The following is a 15,650-nucleotide window of genomic DNA, read 5'->3' as shown; positions in this document are numbered from 1 at the left end:
CTCCTGGACGACATGCATTAACGAGCCAGCGCAGCAAGGATCAGAGCCGCTGCGTCCGCCGGGCTTGCGCCCACTTCGAGTGTGAAGGTCGGCACGGCTTTGACAAGCGCGGCGATTGTCGCCATCCGCCGTTTCTGCATCGCCAGCAGGCCGGTCATGCCGGTCCTGACATTGTCGGCGGCTAAAGCCACCATGGCGTCGGTCCTCGCCATGGGTATGAGCCTGGTCTGGCCGTCGGCGGCGCGGGCGAGATGAAGCAGTGCCGCGACCGGCCGGGCACCGGCATCCTCGATGCGGATAATTTCCTTCAGCCGCTCCAGTGACACGGCCTGCTCGCCGTTGCCGTCCCATTGGCCACCGAGGCAGGGCAAGACGAAGGGCAGCATCGCGGCCGTGTTGCGGTGGATTTTTGCCGCGCGCGGCAGCCCCCAGGCCAAAGGCGCTGATGAGGCGGCGTCGACGATCATGGCATCGTCGGAGCAGAGGCCAAATCCTTGCGACGTCAGCGCCAGCGATGTCGTCGATTTGCCGGTTCCGCTCGGCGCATGGATCAGGATCACGCCGTCGCGATCCGGCAGCGTCAGGCCGGCAGTGTGCAGCATATGCTGGCTACCGGCGTCGAGGGCGGCGTCGAGCGCCAGCATCCCCAACGTCCAGAGGACCCTCGCGCCTGCCAGAACCCGGATCTCGGCCTTGGCATCGGCGGCGTGAATCGCGGCGGCCTGCCGACCCGGGAAGATCAGATGGAGGGCCGAGCCGGCATCGATCATGCGGCAATGGCCGTCGAGCGGCACCTCGCCGTCGAAGGCGAGCGAACCTTCCGGCGCTTCGTCCAGGGATTGCGTCTCGCTGATGCTCAGCCTGAAGCCCGGCTTTGCCGGCGCCGCCAGCCGCAAGCTGCCAAGCATGGCCTCGAAATCCCGCCAGAGCTCGGGGCGCGGTGCATCGACGCCAAAGACGCGGCCATTGAGATCATAGCAGACGGAAGCGGCCGATGCGGTCAAGCTGGCTTCGCCCTGGCAGTGCCGGCGTGGTGGCGGTAGATCTCCACCATGCCGGGCAGGCTGTCGCTGACCACCGGCTTATCGTCCAGACAGACCCAGCAATGCGCCGACAGGCGCGGTTCCTGCATCGACTTGGCATCGACACCGAAACGCAGGTCCGGATCAAAACCCGCCATGCGCAGGAAACGGAACCCGAGCAGCCCTTCGCGCAGACATCTGCGGTCGCGCATCAGCCAGGGGTGCCGGACCGTGCGGTTGACGCTGGCGACGATGTAGGCCGACGGCAGGCCACGATAGGGCGTCGGCGCCTGGAGCGGCGCCCATTTGAGCACCGTCTCGAAGTCACGCTGGCCAATCAGGACCGGCATCAGCCGCGCGCTCAGCCACAGATGAAGGCGAAACAGCGCGCGCAGGAACGGTCTGTCGGCCATCAGGCGCCCGGGTCGGCGAGGATGCCTTCGGCCACCAGTTCGGCCGCCAGTTCGGCCATATCCTGGTCGAGCGTGTCCCTGGCGACTTCGAATTCATCCGACAGCAGGCCGACGATCTGGTCGAGGCTGCGTGCGCCGTCGACCTTGTCGAGAAAGGCCTCGGTGGTGCCGTTGCAAGTGTAGAGCTGGCCGCTGCGCGCCAAAAGCACGACCGCGCCGTCTCCGACATGCTGAACGGACGCGTCGTCCGCCAGGCGCAGCACCGTTTCAGAGGCGATTTCGACCAAGGATGCGCTCCAGACCCAATTGCCGGAGAGGAATTAGCGCGACGATGCGGCGCTGTCCATCGCCTGCATCAGGCCGTCAGGGCATCGGCCCGGCGACGGCCGGAACGACGGCTGGTTGCGGTGAGCGCAATGATACCGCCAGGGTTGCCATCCTTCCCCAAAGTAAGCTAAGAGTCCGCCGGGTTCCGCGGAGTGAGTTGTATGCGTTACAATTGGGATCGGGCTCCGACGACTTTCGAGCGCCATCGGAAAGCCTTGGCGGCTGCCATTTTGATCGCCGGCGGGGTCGGGCTGATGCTTGCGGCACTGCCTATCTAAAAGTAAGCGACTTTCGACCCGGCTTGTGTAACGGCGCTCCGCCTGGAAGCGTCGCTCGGATCGGTTTGGCGGCGATGTCGGCCAAAATGCAGGAAGACTGGCCGGCAGAAGCGGCTTAGGCTATTCGCCATACGACGAAATATTCCGAGGAGGAAGGTCGATGGCCTCACGCTACCATGAAGTCTATGAGGGCTGGAAACGCGACCCCGTAGGGTTCTGGGCCGAGGCCGCCAAGGCGATCGACTGGTATTCGCCCTACGACAAGGTCTTCGATGCCGAAGCCGGCGTTTATGGCCGCTGGTTCGCGGGCGCCAGTTGCAACACCTGCTTCAACGCCATCGACCGCCACGTCGCGGGCGGGCGCGCCGACCAGCTGGCGCTGATCCACGATAGTGCGATCACCGGCACTGTTCGCAAATTCACCTATGCCGAATTGAAACGCGAAGTGGTGGCGCTCGCATCCGTGCTCAAGAACCGGGGCGTCACCAAGGGCGACCGGGTGATCATCTACATGCCGATGGTGGCGGAAGCGGCCATTGCCATGCTCGCCACGGCGCGCATCGGCGCGATACATTCGGTGGTGTTCGGCGGCTTCGCCTCGCATGAGCTTGCCACCCGCATCGATGACGCCAAGCCGAAGCTGATCATCTCGGCATCCTGCGGCCTGGAGCCCGGCCGCGTGGTCGCCTACAAGCCGCTGCTCGACAAAGCAATCGAGATGTCAAGGCACAAGCCCGACGCCTGCCTCATCCTGCAGCGCGACCAGTTGCGCTGCGAGATGAAGGACCATTACGACATCGACTATGCCGACGCGGTCGCCCGCGAGCGGGCCGCCGGCGCCAATGTCGACTGCGTCCCGGTAATGGCCACCGATCCGCTCTACATCATCTACACGTCCGGCACGACCGGCCAGCCGAAGGGCATCGTGCGCGACAATGGCGGGCACATGGTGGCGCTGAAATGGACGATGGACAACGAGTTCGGCGTCAAGCCGGGCGAAGTGTTCTGGGCGGCTTCCGACGTCGGCTGGGTGGTCGGCCATTCCTACATCGTCTACGGCCCGCTGCTGCATGGCGCGACAAGCGTGCTCTTCGAAGGCAAGCCGATCGGCACGCCGGACGCCGGCACCTATTGGCGGGTGATCGCGGAGCACGGTGTGGTGGCGCTGTTCACCGCGCCGACGGCCTTCCGCGCCATCAAGGGGCAGGATCCCAAGGGCGAGTTCGTGCCGAAATACGACCTGTCGAAATTCCGCACGCTGTTCCTTGCCGGCGAGCGCGCCGACCCCGAAACCATCAAATGGGCGGAGCAGAAGCTGAACCGGCCGGTGATCGACCATTGGTGGCAGACCGAGACCGGCTCGCCGATGACGATCAACCCGGCGGGGCTCGGGCTGCTGCCGGTCAAATACGGCTCGCCCGGCGTGCCGATGCCCGGCTATGACATCCAAATTCTCGACGATGCCGGCCATGACGTGCCGCGCGGCACGCTGGGCAACGTCGTGGTCAAGCTGCCCCTGCCGGCAGGCTGCCTGCCGACGCTGTGGAATGCCGATGCCCGCTTCCGCCAGGCCTATCTGGAGGAGTTCCCGGGCTTCTACAAGACGGCCGACGCCGGCATGATGGATGAGGACGGCTACCTCTATGTCATGGCCCGTACCGACGACATCATCAATGTCGCCGGTCATCGGCTGTCGACGGGCGCCATGGAGGAGGTTCTGGCCGCGCACCCCGATGTCGCCGAATGCGCCGTCATCGGCATCGCCGATGCAATGAAGGGCCAGGTGCCGCTCGGCTTCGTGGTGCTCAACGCCGGCGTCTCGCGGGATGTCGCCGCCATCGAGAGCGAAGTGGTGGGGCTGGTGCGCGAACGCATCGGTCCGGTCGCCGCCTTCAGGACGGTGGTCACGATCAAGCGCCTGCCCAAGACGCGCTCCGGCAAGATCCTGCGCGGCACGATGCAGAAGATCGCCGACAAGGAAGAATGGTCGATGCCGGCGACCATCGACGATCCGGCAATTCTCGACGAGATCACGGCGGCGTTGAAGGGACGAGGCATCGGGCTCTAGCACGATACCCGCCACCGTTCGGGATGTTGCGACGTGGCGATTTTTGTGATTGCCGCAGCGCCCAATCTTTATTGTGCGACGCAGCAGGCCACCCTAGAGTTGCGGCGGGGGGCCATCCGGCGGCACGGCATTGGCTCAGCAGAAAATAACATTCGGCGGCGTGGACATATTGCGTTTCCTGGCGGCCGTCATGGTGATGTTCTATCACTACGGCTTCTGGGTATGGGCATTCCCCGACGGCGTCTCGGCTTGCGCAAGCGGCGGCGTCCCTGCCCATCCCGAGATGGCCTTTGTCGGCTCAGGCTGGGTCGGCGTGCAGGTGTTCTTCGTCATCAGCGGCTTCGTCATCGCCTTCAGCGCCGAGAACTCGACGCCGCTCAAATTCTTCGAGGCGCGCGTCAGGCGACTGGCGCCGGCAGTGTGGATCTGCGCGCCGATCTCGGCGATCGTGCTGTTGCTGGCCGATCTTTCCTGGCCGACCGACGCCGTGGTGCGACTTGCCCGCACGGCGTTGTTCGTGCCGTTCGAGCCGTGGGTGGACAGCGTCTACTGGACGCTCGGCATCGAGATTGCCTTCTACGCTATCGTTTGGGCAATGCTGCGCCTTGGCCGCTTCGACCTGATCGAGACGGTCGCGATTATCATCGGGCTCGCAAGCACGCTGTTCTGGTGCCTCTTTTTCGCCTTCGGCTGGACCGACCTTGCGGAGACGCGCTGGCTGCAGCTGACGCTGGTGCATCATGGCGCGTTCTTCGCGGTGGGCGTGCTGCTGTGGCTGATGCGGTTCAAAGGGTTGACCGCGGCGCGCCTGGGCTTCTGCGCGCTGTGCCTCGCCGGCGGCGTGCTGCAGATCGTGAGCTCGGTGGACGTCCATAGCCTCAAGGTTGGAGCCACGATGCCTTATGCGCCCCCGATCGTCATCTTCCTGGCGGCGGTGGCACTGATGGCCTGGTCGCTCAGGCTCGATCTTTCCTGGCGCGGCTGGCGCCGGCTGGGGCTGATGACCTATCCGCTCTATCTGATCCACGACGTCGTCGGCGCGGCGATGCTGGGCAGCCTGATGCGGACGGGCGTGCCATATCTCGTTTCGATTCCGATCGTCGGCGCAACCATGGTCGCGACAAGCTGGCTGGTGGCGAGCGAGGCCGAGCCGCGTATCCGGCTTCTGCTCGACCACACGCTTTTCCGCTACCGGCTGAAGCCCGCCTGAGCGCGAACCTTGCCTGACACCAGGTCGGTTCCTGGCCGGGGCGAGCCTGCGCTGGTGTGGAATTGTTTGCATTCGGCATGATATCGAGGCTTGGTCTGCGCCGGTGTGGCGCAGCGCCTGTGCGAGCACCGAGCCAATCCCGTGAGCCTGTTCCAGCGATCGAGACGACCCCGACCCTTACCGCGCGAACGCCTGATCCTGGATATGCGGGACACTGTGGTTTACGCGATCGGCGATGTGCATGGCTGCTATAACGAACTGCTCGCGCTGGAGCAGAAGATCCTGCTCGACGCGCTGCAGTTCCGCGGCCGCAAGATCATCATCATGCTCGGCGACTATATCGATCGCGGGCCCGACTCGCGTCGCGTGATCGAGCATCTCATTGCACCGTCGCCAAAAGGTTTTCTGCGCGTCTGCCTGGCAGGGAACCACGAGGTGGCGATGCTCAACTATCTCGACGGACTTCTGTCACGCGAGCCCTGGCTGCGCGTCGGCGGACGCGAGACGCTGTTCTCCTATGGCATCGATCCGGACCGGCTGGCCGAACTCTATGGTTCGAGCGACGATGTCGACGCGCGCATCCGCGAGGTCATCCCGGCCAGCCATGTCGGCTTCATGCGCACGCTGCCGGTGATGGTCAGCTCGGAGAGATTCGTGTTCGTCCATGCCGGCATCAGGCCGGGAATCGCGCTCGAGACGCAGGACGAGGCCGACCTGCTCAATATCCGATCAGAGTTTCTCTCAGCCGCTAATCGCCTGGATCACTGGGTCGTGCATGGGCACACGATCGAAGACGCGCCGCACCCGGACGGGCGTCGACTCGGCATCGATACCGGTGCCTTCCGGACCGGCCGGCTGACCGCCGTCCGGATCATCGGCAAATACGGCCGGTTGCTGTCCTCGGGGGACTGAGCGCAGCCTTGGAGCGGTTCAGCTTTCACAGAAAACGCCAACCCACTCCGCCGCCGCAGTGTCCTGGAACGCAATCAGGCGGCCTGCTTGGCGCGCGTCTCGGGCTTCTCCAGATAATAGCTCGAATAGCGGTCGAAGAATTTTTCCGAGCCGCCGAAGGACCCATATTTCGCCAGCTTCTTCAGATCGACCTTGTTGAGCACCGCGCCGACGATCTTGTCGGCGAGGTAGGTTTCCGATTCCAGCATCGACCGGACCATGGCGCGCGGGGTGCGACCCCATTCGGCGACCAGGACGAAGCCGTCGACAAACGGCGCGAAGGCCTTGGCGTCGACCACCGGGCCGAGCGGCGGCAGGTCGACGACAATGTACTCGAATGTCTCCTTGGCATTGTCGAGGAAGCGCCGCATGCCGGCCGAGCTCAAAAGCTCGCTGGTGTGGGAGAACTGACCGCGCAGCACGGCCGGAATGATCGCCAGCTTGGTCTGGCGGTCGACCTTGCCGACGGACTGCCATGTCTGCCCGCTGACCACGGCTTCCATCAGGCCATGCTCGGCCTCCATGCCGAGGCTGCGGCTGAGGCCCGGATTGCGCAGGTCGCCATCGATCAGCAACGTCCTGGCGCCGTTGGCGGCCAGCAATCCGGCAAGGTTCGCCGCCACGGTCGACTTGCCTTCTCCGGGCAGCACCGAGATGACGCCGATGACCCGGCTGCCCTGGCCCTCCATAACGACATCGAAGGCGATCTTGGCGTTACGCAGCGTCTCGGCGAACATCGAGGCCGGCGCGTCGATGCTGACTCGCATTCGCGCCCGTTTCTCCACGGCCGAAAGGCTGGCGACCTTGGCATCCGCCGGCGAGTCGTCCGACTTAGCGTCCTTGGGCTTGCCGCCGCCGATCATCGGCAGATAACCGAGGAACTTGAGGCCGACGCGGTCGCGAATGTCCTCGCCCGTCCGGAAGAAGCGCTCGTTGAACTCGTTGAGACCGCCGAAGCCCACTCCCAGCATCAGGCCTAGAACGAGCGACAGCGCCAGCACGCGCAGGGTGCGCGGGCTCGACGCGGCCAGCGGCATGTTCGCATCCGAGATGATGCGGACCTTGCCGACAGGGAAGGTCTGCTGCTGCGAAGCTTCCTGGTAGCGGCTGAGGAAGGTCTGGTAGAGGGTGGAGAGCGCCTGCGCCTGCTGGTCGAGTTCCCTCAGCCTCACCTGCGATTCATTGTCGATCGAGCTCCTGCCGGCAGCGGCCGCGATCTTTTGCTTGAGTTCGGTTTCGCGCGCCTGCGCCACCTGGAAGTCGTTGCGGTAGCTTTCGGTGATCTGCTTCAATTGACCGAAGATCTGCGCCGCCACATCGGCCTTTTCCTTGGCCAGCGCCACCGCCTGGGGATGATCCTTGCCGAAATTCGCCTCGACATCCTGCAGCCGCTTGGAAACGGCGAGATAGCGGGTCTTGAGCCCGATGATGACCGAGCTGCTCGGCTGATCGGCGGCGATCGCCGAATCGTTGAAGGCATTTTCGGAGCCGCTGTCGACGATCGCCTTGTATTGCTGGTAGCGGGCGCTGGCGCGCGCGGTGTCGGCCTGCGCTATGATGAGCTGGGCGTTGAGGTCGGACAGTTGCTTGCCGCTCATCAGCTGGCCGTCGCTGTTCGCTGACAGCCCATGCTCGGCCCTGAATTTCTCGACTTCCATCGCGGCCTGTTGCGAGCTCTGGCGGAGCTCGGTCAGCCTGCCCTGCAGCCAGACGGCCGCGCGCTCGGTGGCGTCGAAGCTGGCATTGAGCTGATCGGCGAGATAGGCCTCGGCATAGGCCTTGGTGATCGACGTTGCGAGCGCCGGATTCGTCGACTGATAACCCAAGGTGATGACGTTGCTGCGGCCGACGCGATCAGCCATCAGCTCCGTCTGGAGCTTGAGCACCGCGTAGTCGTGACGCGCTGCGGTGATCATCGCCTCCCGCGTCGCTGCGTCGACATTCTGGATGCCGGGAATGTCATCCGTTCCGGAGCCGCCGCGAAAATAGGCGACCACGCCGCGCAGAAAGCCGATGCCCTTGGCAAGGGCCGATTGCGGCGGGTTCATGAACTCGTCGTTCTGGTCGAGCTTCAGCTTGTCGACCACCACCGACGCCAGCCGCGCCGACGACAGGATTTCGAGTTGGCTGAGGATAGTCGCGTCCGTCTGCACCGTGGCGCTGGCGGCCGAGATGTCGTCCACGACCTTGTTCAGGCCCTCGTCGATCAAAACGCTCGAAAGCGAGGTGAACTGCTTGGGCGTGGTCTGAAGATACACCACGCCCAGGAACAGGCCGATGACGGCGCAGACCGCCACCACCTTGACCTGCCGGGCCGCCATGCCAAGCAGGCGCTCGACGTCGATGAAGTCGTCGCCCTTTTCCGCTTCGGTATTGGGCAATGGCATCCTCTTATCGAGAGGGAAGTTGGCATAGTTCATCGTCGGTCCAATTCCAGGTTGCAGGCTCTAGCGGCCTTCGAAAAGTGGCGTCGTCACCAGAAAAGACCACGCAACATTCGTGCCATGGGGCACCCGGCCAGGAAGGCCGGGCGCCAGCGTCGATGTCGCGCCATCGCGATTTCGCATATGCACCCAAAATTTGGGCATTATGCGGCTACTTCCCGGCGCTCATGCGACCGGACGAACTGCTGCAGCATCTCCATGACTGGCCCCTTCATGTCGTCGCGCGCGAGCGCAAAGGCGATCGTGGCCTCGATGAAGCCTTCCTTGGAGCCGCAATCGAACATGCGGCCGTTGAAAGGCTGGGCATGGAACGATTGGCTCTGTGCCAGGCGGACCATGGCGTCGGTGAGCTGGATTTCGTTGCCGGCGCCGCGCTGCTGGTTGCCGAGCAGCGCGAAGATCTCCGGCTGCAGGACGTAGCGGCCGTTGATGTAGAAATTCGACGGCGCGTTGGCCGGTGCAGGCTTCTCGACCATGGCGGTGACCTCGAAGCCGGAGCCCACTTCCGCGCCGCGCCCGACAATGCCGTATTTGCTGGTTTCGGAGGGATCGCAGCGCTCGACGGCGATGACGTTGCCGCCCGTCCGCTCATAGAGATCGACGGTTTCGGCCAGGCATCCGCGCGCGCCGAACGACACCATGTCGGGAAGCAGCAGGGCGAAGGGTTCGTTGCCGATCACCTCGCGCGCGCACCACACGGCATGCCCGAGACCCTGGGGCGACTGCTGGCGGATGAAGCTGGTGGCGCCCGCTACCGGAAGCAGGCTTTCCAGCGACTGCAGCTGCGCCTTCTTGCCGGTCTGTTCGAGGGTTCCGACCAGTTCCGGATGGAGGTCGAAATAGTCCTCGATGACCGCCTTGTTGCGACCGGTGACGAAGACGATGTGCTCGATGCCGGCCTCGAAGGCTTCGTCCACCGCATATTGCACGACAGGCTTGTCGACGACGGGCAGCATTTCCTTCGGCATCGACTTGGTCGCCGGCAGGAACCGTGTTCCGAGACCTGCCACCGGTATGACTGCCTTCCTGACTTTCTGCATCGCATATTCCTTCTGCGGAGATCGATTTCATCTGTTGCTGGCTATGAAAAACACATTCCATCTGCCGGCATGCTTCACCTCCCCGCCCCCACGGCAAACTGTGCCGTAACCCTTCTCAGCCGTACCGCGATCGGCATGCTGAGATGCTTGATCGCGGCCGGATCGCGGAGCGCGGTGCGTATCGCCTTGAGCGGCGCGCGCGCCTTGATGTGCTGAACCAGCGACAGGAACGATGCCGCCTTGCGCAGGCTGCGGCTGCGCCTGGCAAACGCCGCCTGGGCCTCGCTGTCCATGGCATGGGAAGCGGCGAAAGCGGCGTCGGCGCACGCCATCGCCTCGACATGATGCAGTTCGAGCACGCGCGAGATCGAGCCGGTGCGGATGTGGTAGATATAGCCAGTGGTCGGCTCGACCACGCAGCGGCCACCTCTCGCCAGCGCGCTTGCCAAGAGGATGTAGTCTTCGCCGATGCGCAGTTGCTCGTCGTAGCGCAACCGATTCTCGTGGAGGAAACGGCGCTGGAAGATCGGCTTCAGATAGCCGAGGTTGAAACGGGACTCGAAGACGAGATTGCCGGCTATGTAATCCGCGAGCGATATCTCCCGCAGCCCTTCCAGATAGCCGGCAGGGAACATGGTGTCGTCAGGCGTGCCGTCCTCGCGCACCACCTGAACGTTGTCGACCGCGATCTCAGCGCCGGCGTGCTCTGCCCTTGCGATCATTGCCGCAATCCGGCCGGACAGGACGGCGTCGTCGGAATCCAGCACCGCCACCCAGCGGCCGCGCGCCACGTCGATGCCGGCATTCCTGGCGCCGCCCGGGCCGCGATTGGCGGGAAGCGCGACCACTTTGACGATTTCCTCGGGATAGGCGCGCGCCACCTCCAGCGTGCGGTCGCGCGACCGGTCGTCGACGACGATGACCTCGACGGAGACGCCGCGCTGCGCCATCGCGCTGGCGATCGCCCGATCGAGCGTGGCCTCAGCATTGTAGGCGGCGATAACGAAGCTCACGTCAGGCTGCACGCTTGTCCCCTTCCTGCGGGGTCATGCCGTATTGGCGGATTTCGCGGACGCCAGCCAAACCGCTGACGACACCAACGTGCATAATGCCGCGCAGCACGCTGCGGTTCCGGCGCACCGGGCTGACGGCGGTCAAAACGGCCATGCCGAAGCAATATGCGGCCTTGGCCGATGCGAGGCCGATCTGACCGACCCGGCGCAGACCGCTCGTGTTGCGCCCGATGAGGTGGCCATGCGTCTGGCCAAAGCGGAAACGACGGCGGCGCAGCCAGTCGAAGGCGGCCCTCGAGCGCGGCACCACCTCCTCGACCACGGCCTGCGGGGCAAAGGCGATGCGCCCGCCGGCTTTGACCATGTGATCGAAGAACTCGGTATCCTCGCCGCCGGTCTGGCCGCGTGCGAGGCTGAAGCGGCGGTTGCGCAGGCTTTCGTGGGTCGTTCTGAGCAGGACATTGCAGGTGTAGCCGGTGCGGATCTCGCCGCGCACCCAGACCGGAAAGGTCGAGTGGAAATCGCCGTTTCGCATCCAGTCGGGCGCGTCTGGGCGATAGCTGGCGCGAACCGGCCCAAGCACGGCCGCCGCGCCGGTCACCGCCGCGATTCGGGCGAGTTCTGCGAGCCAGCACGGCGACGCCGTCTCGTCGTCGTCAATGAAAGCAACGAAGTCCGCTACGCTGGCATCGAGGCAGGCATTGCGCGCGACCGAGATGTTGCGCGCCGGCGCATGGCAATAGCGGATCGGCAGCTTCAACTCCTGCGCCAGCGCCTTGACCAGTGGCTGCGCCGTCGGCTGGTCGTCATTGTCGGCGACGACGACGCCGATCTCGAAGCCCGCGGGCTTCTCCAGCGCGGCGATGGAGCGCAGCGTGTCGGCCAGTTCGGGCCGGCGGAAGGTGCAGATGCAGATATCGATCGAGCGAGTCGCCATCACGCCACCCCGCGCCGCGCTCGGGACCCGAGCAGTTGCTGCCAGAAGCCGACCGACCAACCCAAATGCATGACCATTGCCGAAACACCGGCGAGCGCTATGCCCGGGTTGCGCTGGCGGACAGCCGTCAGCACGCCGTAGGCGAGGCATACGGCCGCCCAGATCACGAAAGGCACCACTGCGAGCCAATGCACCAAGGAGAAGAACGCCAATAGAACGACGGGAGCCACCAGCAGCGGAATCATCTGCCGCACCTTCGGCACCATGCGGTGCTTCAGCACGTTCTTGGCGCGGCCACGGCCATAGCCGAGATACTGGAAGTAGAGGCCTTTCAGCGTCGCGCGCGGGTAGTAGATCATGTGCGTGCTGCCGCTCATCCAGATGCGGTGGCCCGCCTGGCGAAGGCGGTGGTCGAGTTCGGCGTCCTCGTTGTGGCTGAAGCTCTCGTCATAGCCGCCCACCGCCTGGAAGGCGGCGATGCGCATCAGCGCATGATGGCCGTGGTCGACCCATTCGCCGTCCGACATGTGACGATGCTTCGAACCGCCGGTGCCGAGCTTGGAGTTCTGCGCGGCAGCCACCGCCTTCTGCACCGCTCCGGTGCCGCTGGTCAGCATTGAGACGACAACCGAATCGGCACCCGTAGCGAGCGCCTCCTCGACCAGCCTGTCGCAGTAGTCGGCAGGATAGCCGCCATGCGCATCGATGCGGATGAGAAAATCCGCGCCCGCGCCGAATGTCGCCACGGCAAGGTTGATGGCCGCGCTCTGGATGCGCTTCGGATTGGGGAGCAGGACAACCCGCGCGTCCTCGGCCGCCACCTTCTCGACGATGCCCTGCGTGCCGTCGTTGCTGCCACCGTCGGCCACGACGATCCTGGCGCCCAGCCTAGCCGCAGACGGTTGCAGTTGCGCGAGCAGCGCACCGATATGGTCTGCCTCGTTGAGGCACGGAATGACGATCAGCGTCGATGCCGGCGTTGCCTTCTGCGTCATCGACTTCGTTCCATCTTCTGCACTCATGCGTTCTTTGGCCATGCTATGCCAGCGCCTCGCTCGGGAAGGCCGCGGAAACGGTGACCAGACGTCGCAACTTTTCGACGAAGGCCAGGCAATCGCTGCGGTCGTAGCTCCAGGTTCTGGGATTGCGGGCAAGAACGCGGGACCGCAGCCCGCCGAAGCGCTCCTGGTCCATCCCTCCCAGCGTGGCCTCGATGCCCCCCGGCGTTGCCTCGGACAGAAGCACTCCGATGTCCTGCCGCTTGAGGAAGCGACCGGTTTCGGTGGCAGCCATCGAGATGGGCACGGCGCCGAAACGGCAGCCCTCGTAGAGGCGGTTGGGAAGCAGCCATTCGGAATTCTGGCCCTGCTCGAAGAAATCGATCGCCCAGGAGAAATGCACCTCCCGGTAGATGGCCGCCATATCCTCAGGATTGCGGTAGGCGCCGCGAAAGGAAAGCCAGGGTTCGGCCTCGACGAAGCCGTGGAAATCCGGAAACTCCGACAGTGCCGGGCGTCCTCTCAGCACGACTTCGAAACGTCCGTTTTGACGGCGGGTGAACGCGGCCAGCAGCTCCAGCGAGCGCCGGCATCGCAGTGCGCCGAACCAGCCGATTCGCCATGGCGGCTCCATCGCGGCACCGGCCTGGGAGGGATCGTGCGGTGGCGATGGCGTGACGTCGAAGTGTTTGTTCTCGATCAGTTCGACCGGTGCGGCGATTTGCCCGAACAGCTCGAAGTAATTGGCGATGAAGGCCGGGGAACTGGTCACCAGCAGCTTGACGTCGCGGGCGAGATGGCGTTCGGCGCCGCGCAGCAACTTGCCGACCAGATCGTTGCGCAGCACCAGCCGATGGATGTCCAGGCATTCATAGACGGTCGGAATACTCGCGCCGAAAGCTCCGTTGGCGCGGCGAGCAAGCGCCAGCATCTCGAGGTTGCGCGCGATGATGAGATCGGGCCGCGGCACGGCGGCAAGCTTGGCGCCGATCGACATCGCAGCCTTGGCCACCGCGCCGATGCGTTGCGCAAAGCGGGCGTCGCGCGTGGGACCGAGATCGATCGGCGCGGTCCCCTCGATGTCGGCGACCGGAGTGGTGGTGCGGCGGAAGCCCGCCAGGGTGATCCTGGCACCGCCTGCCTTGAGCATTTTGACCCTGCGGCGCACTGCCGGGTCGGAGACGTCATGCACAAGGTACAAGACATGCAGCATATAACTCGACCGCCGTTGGGCCCGCCACCCATTCGGGATGCTAGTACAGCTTTTGCTGCATCGCAACATTTTTGGTGCAGCGTAGCAAAGATCCAACGATTTTTGTTGCGCTGCAAAAACGACTTGCGGTAGTTTGCCCATGGCGGCGGGCGCCGGTCACGATCATGTCGGACCGGCGCAAAACAGGGATCCTGAATTTGGAAACCAGTGCATTCGATCCGCCCGAGGGCTCATTGCGCAAATCGGTCGGGCGCGGCGCCATCGTCACCGCGATGGCGCAAGGCGTGCGGGTGGCGACCCAGATCGTTTCTGTCATCGTGCTGTCGCGACTGCTGTCGCCGCAGGATTTCGGCGTCGTGGCGATGTGCGCTCCGGTGCTCGCCTTCATCGCGCTGTTCCAGGATTTCGGCCTGACCCAGGCGACGATCCAGAAGACGGGGATCCGGCATGAGGAAGTCAACACGCTGTTCTGGATAAACACGGCGGTGAGCGCGGTGCTGGCCTGCGTGCTTGCCGGAGCCGCGCCACTGGTGGCCGGCTTCTATGGCGAGCCACGCGTGGCTGGGCTGGTCGCCGCCTTCGGCCTGCAGATCATGGCCTACGGCCTCGGCGCGCAGCATCTGGCGCTGCTGACGCGGCGCATGGAATTCACGCGGCTCGCCGTCATCGATGTCGCCAGCGCCGTCTGCGGCCTCGCCGTCTCGATCGGCTGGACGTTCATCGATCGCTCCTACTGGGCGCTTTTCGCAGGCACGCTGACCGGCGCCGTGTTGCCAACGCTCTGCTATTGGGCGTTCTCACGCTGGCGCCCCGGCCTGCCGCGCAAGGTCGAAGGCATCGGCCAAATGATTCATTTCGGCGCCGGAATCACCGGGTTCAACTTCGCCAATTTCTTTGCCCGCAACCTCGACAATGTGCTGATCGGCAAATTCTGGGGCGAGGCGCAGCTCGGCCTCTACGACCGCGCCTACAAGCTGCTGCTGTTCCCCCTCAGCCAGATCACCAATCCGCTGTCGAAGGTCATGGTGCCGGCGCTTTCCCGGCTCAAGGACGAGCCCGACCGCTACCGCAGCGCCTATCTGCGGGTCATGCCGCTGATCCTCCTGGTGGCGCTGCCGGGTGTTGCCTTCGCAACCGCCATGTCGGACAGGCTCATTCCGTTCGTGCTCGGCGAACAGTGGCGGGCGAGCGCCGATATCTTCGTGGCGCTGGGCTTCGCGGGCCTGCTGCAGCCGCTCAACAATCCGGCGGGATGGCTGTTCGTCAGCCAGGGCCGCTCGGGCGACTTCATGCGCTGGGGCATCGTGACGGCGGTGACCTCGGTGCTGGCCTTCGCCATCGGCCTGCCCTACGGCGCGCTCGGGGTGGCGATCGTCTATGCCATCAGCGAATATCTGAGGACCCCTTTCCTGTGGCTCTATGTCGGCAGGACCGGGCCGCTGCGCGCCAGCCATGTGCTGCATGCGGCGACGCCGTTCGTGCTCGGCGCGCATCTGGCCCTGGCTCTGGTCTGGCTGGCCAAGCCGATGCTGCCGCCGCAGCCCATCGTCGCGCTCGCCGGTGGCGCGGTGCTTTCCTACGCCATCACCATCGTTGTCGCGTCGGCCTTCGGCGCCGGCCGCGAGGCACTTCGCGAGGCCGTGAAGCTGATCCCGGCGCGCGGCTTTTCCGCGGCACCCAGCGGGGCGAAATGACCTAGTGCGGCCAATTGCAACCGCATCTCGGCCGCCGGCGCA

The 15,650-nt window shown here is 64.9% G+C and carries 13 protein-coding genes; 4 read left to right on the top strand and 9 right to left on the bottom strand.

The window, feature by feature from the left end; genetic code table 11:
- Positions 1-17 precede the first annotated feature (17 nt).
- The 3 genes from EN818_RS16485 to EN818_RS16475 are packed head-to-tail and all read right to left on the bottom strand — an operon-like array spanning position 18 to position 1,722.
- Positions 18-1,004, bottom strand: coding sequence for a serine kinase (locus tag EN818_RS16485; RefSeq protein WP_095806680.1), 987 nt, complete (start codon positions 1,002-1,004; stop codon positions 18-20).
- A complete protein-coding gene (locus tag EN818_RS16480) occupies positions 1,001-1,435 on the bottom strand; it encodes a lasso peptide biosynthesis B2 protein (protein ID WP_095806681.1) in 435 nt (144 codons plus the stop codon). Before EN818_RS16480 ends, EN818_RS16485 begins: the two co-directional genes overlap by 4 nt.
- Entirely contained in the window at positions 1,435-1,722 is a 288-nt protein-coding gene (locus tag EN818_RS16475; protein WP_095806682.1) for a PqqD family protein, read from the bottom strand. The genes EN818_RS16480 and EN818_RS16475 overlap by 1 nt, the downstream gene beginning before the upstream one ends.
- 478 nt (positions 1,723-2,200) lie before the next feature.
- On the opposite strand from EN818_RS16475, the gene EN818_RS16470 reads away from it, so the two are divergent.
- From EN818_RS16470 to EN818_RS16460, 3 genes are all read left to right on the top strand, one after another.
- The gene (locus EN818_RS16470) at positions 2,201-4,108 is read left to right on the top strand and encodes a propionyl-CoA synthetase (protein WP_095806683.1); all 1,908 of its coding nucleotides are present in this window, start codon (positions 2,201-2,203) and stop codon (positions 4,106-4,108) included.
- Between the two features lie 130 nt (positions 4,109-4,238).
- On the top strand, positions 4,239-5,318 hold the full coding sequence (locus EN818_RS16465) for an acyltransferase (RefSeq protein ID WP_095806684.1): 1,080 nt from the start codon (positions 4,239-4,241) through the stop codon (positions 5,316-5,318).
- Positions 5,319-5,522: 204 nt separating this feature from the next.
- A complete protein-coding gene (locus EN818_RS16460) occupies positions 5,523-6,230 on the top strand; it encodes a metallophosphoesterase family protein (protein WP_165349932.1) in 708 nt (235 codons plus the stop codon).
- 74 nt (positions 6,231-6,304) lie between these two features.
- On the opposite strand, the gene EN818_RS16455 is transcribed toward EN818_RS16460, so the two are convergent.
- The 6 genes from EN818_RS16455 to EN818_RS16430 form a co-directional block, all read right to left on the bottom strand.
- Entirely contained in the window at positions 6,305-8,689 is a 2,385-nt protein-coding gene (locus tag EN818_RS16455; protein WP_095806685.1) for a polysaccharide biosynthesis tyrosine autokinase, read from the bottom strand.
- A gap of 167 nt (positions 8,690-8,856) precedes the next feature.
- On the bottom strand, positions 8,857-9,753 hold the full coding sequence (gene galU, locus EN818_RS16450) for a UTP--glucose-1-phosphate uridylyltransferase GalU (RefSeq protein WP_095806686.1): 897 nt from the start codon (positions 9,751-9,753) through the stop codon (positions 8,857-8,859).
- Positions 9,754-9,827: 74 nt separating this feature from the next.
- Positions 9,828-10,778, bottom strand: coding sequence for a glycosyltransferase family 2 protein (locus tag EN818_RS16445; protein ID WP_095806687.1), 951 nt, complete (start codon positions 10,776-10,778; stop codon positions 9,828-9,830).
- Positions 10,768-11,703, bottom strand: coding sequence for a glycosyltransferase family A protein (locus EN818_RS16440; RefSeq protein ID WP_095806688.1), 936 nt, complete (start codon positions 11,701-11,703; stop codon positions 10,768-10,770). The genes EN818_RS16445 and EN818_RS16440 overlap by 11 nt, the downstream gene beginning before the upstream one ends.
- A complete protein-coding gene (locus tag EN818_RS16435) occupies positions 11,703-12,698 on the bottom strand; it encodes a glycosyltransferase family 2 protein (protein WP_095806791.1) in 996 nt (331 codons plus the stop codon). The genes EN818_RS16440 and EN818_RS16435 overlap by 1 nt, the downstream gene beginning before the upstream one ends.
- Before the next feature lie 43 nt (positions 12,699-12,741).
- Positions 12,742-13,914, bottom strand: a complete 1,173-nt coding sequence (locus tag EN818_RS16430; protein ID WP_245420370.1) for a glycosyl transferase family 1 — start codon at positions 13,912-13,914, stop codon at positions 12,742-12,744.
- A 197-nt stretch (positions 13,915-14,111) separates the two neighbouring features.
- On the opposite strand from EN818_RS16430, the gene EN818_RS16425 reads away from it, so the two are divergent.
- Positions 14,112-15,608, top strand: a complete 1,497-nt coding sequence (locus EN818_RS16425) for a lipopolysaccharide biosynthesis protein (RefSeq protein ID WP_095806792.1) — start codon at positions 14,112-14,114, stop codon at positions 15,606-15,608.
- Positions 15,609-15,650: the final 42 nt, after the last annotated feature.

This window comes from Mesorhizobium sp. M3A.F.Ca.ET.175.01.1.1 (assembly GCF_004791945.1).
Lineage (GTDB): Bacteria > Pseudomonadota > Alphaproteobacteria > Rhizobiales > Rhizobiaceae > Mesorhizobium.
Note: the sequence above shows the minus strand (reverse complement) of the source record. Positions and strands in the feature narration are given on the sequence as shown.